The organism is Thiolapillus sp. (assembly GCF_048562965.1).
Taxonomy (GTDB): domain Bacteria; phylum Pseudomonadota; class Gammaproteobacteria; order Chromatiales; family Chromatiaceae; genus Thiolapillus; species Thiolapillus brandeum_A.
Genome location: NZ_JBHNMF010000741.1, coordinates 1 through 1,478 on the forward strand (window position 1 = coordinate 1; position 1,478 = coordinate 1,478).

The following is a 1,478-nucleotide window of genomic DNA, read 5'->3' on the forward strand; positions in this document are numbered from 1 at the left end:
GGGAAAACAGTGCGGCCTCGCGGCTACTGGGGTCTACCAGCCTTCGCTTCGCTCTCCATGGCTGGCAGCGTTGGCAGCGCCTTCGCCCTCTACCCCGGCACCGACAGCCGTTATGATCAGGTGCGGGTCGAAGTGGTGCTGTCCGGCCGGGGACTGGTGGTCAGCGACATTGGCGGAATCAGGAATTACAGCGAGTTCGATCCATATAAAGATAACAAGCCGACTGCCTGGCTGGCTCGCAATCCTTCCGGAAAACTGGTGCTGACTGCAACACCGATCGACAGCACCCGCATTTTAGGATGGAGTGGCTGCGACCAGGTCTCTTCAGATTTGTCCCAGTGTTCAGTGGCGCTGGACAGCAGCCACCAGGTAATGGCCAAATTTGGCTACAAGAGCACAGAACTGAATGCTGCCGTGCATGATCTCAGTGGAGCCGCCGTGGTGCTGGATACCAATGTGGTGCTGCTGAACATCCTACCCTCACATTCGGAACTGATCGATTCTCTGCAACAACTGCAGACCGGCGATTTCATCGTCGGTTCCACTGCTGCTGGGGGATTTCTGCGTAAAGTCACCGCGTTCGACAGAATTGACAGCACCACTTATCGTCTAACCACTCTCGATGCTGCGTTGAAGGATGTCATCGCAAAGGGAACCTGGGGGTGTCCGCACCCTTCACCAATGGTGATCTTCGCGGATACCAACCTCCGTCGGCGATGAGAGCATCCGCAACCTTCGATGAAAGCGCGTTCACCGGGCTGGAAGGAGTTCGCCTCATACCATCAGACGATCCCCAGGACACCACCTTCCACCTGAAACTGGGTAGAGCGGCTGACCGCTCCTCTGATGTACCCGAGGTAAGGAGCGAACTCAACGTGGTTCTGTGGGAAAATGGCGCTGCAAAAATCACCGCCCAGGGAAGCATAGATATTCAGATCAAACCTGATATAGGGGGGAATTACGGCTGGTCCCGCGGGCTGGAAGATTTCCATTTCATGGTGTCGGAAAAGAGCCAACTGGACATCAAGTTCATGGGCGAGGGCACTGTCAACCTGCAAACGGCGGGCAAAGAAATAAAGGTAAAAGTGGCCACCATTCCTATCGGTAGCCAATTTGTTCTGGTAGGGGTATTTCCAGTATGGGTTACGCCGGAAATATCCATCTATCTGGGAGTGGATGCCGAGTTCAAAGCCAGCCTGACAGCGGGCGTGACAGCACAAAGCTCGCGGCGCATAGGCATAGCATACAAACGCGGAGTAAAGGGATTGAAAACCATTTATGAGCCGCCTGCCGATTCCTGGAGTTTCATCAAGCCGGCATTGAGTGCCGAAGGGATGATCAAAGGATATGTGGAAGCCGGCGTGGAATTTCTTCTGTATGGGCCTCGGAAAAAATAAATTACCCCAAATCAGGTGCTGATTACGGCCCCAGAATGTTTTAAAATACAGTCATGTTGATGACGAAGAGAAACCAAATGT

General features: G+C 53.7%; 2 protein-coding genes. Both read left to right on the forward strand.

The features are described 5' to 3' along the window. Nucleotides 1–57 precede the first annotated feature (57 nt). Nucleotides 58–720, forward strand: a complete 663-nt coding sequence (locus tag ACOCD2_RS19690; RefSeq protein ID WP_293650129.1) for a hypothetical protein — start codon at nt 58–60, stop codon at nt 718–720. Further along, nucleotides 663–1,397, forward strand: coding sequence for a hypothetical protein (locus tag ACOCD2_RS19695; protein ID WP_293650130.1), 735 nt, complete (start codon nt 663–665; stop codon nt 1,395–1,397). Before ACOCD2_RS19690 ends, ACOCD2_RS19695 begins: the two co-directional genes overlap by 58 nt. Nucleotides 1,398–1,478 lie beyond the last annotated feature (81 nt).

Bases quoted from the DNA above. Each gene is read 5' to 3' on its own strand.
- ACOCD2_RS19690 (WP_293650129.1), top strand. From the start codon at position 58: ATGGCTGGCAGCGTTGGCAGCGCCTTCGCCCTCTACCCCGGCACCGAC.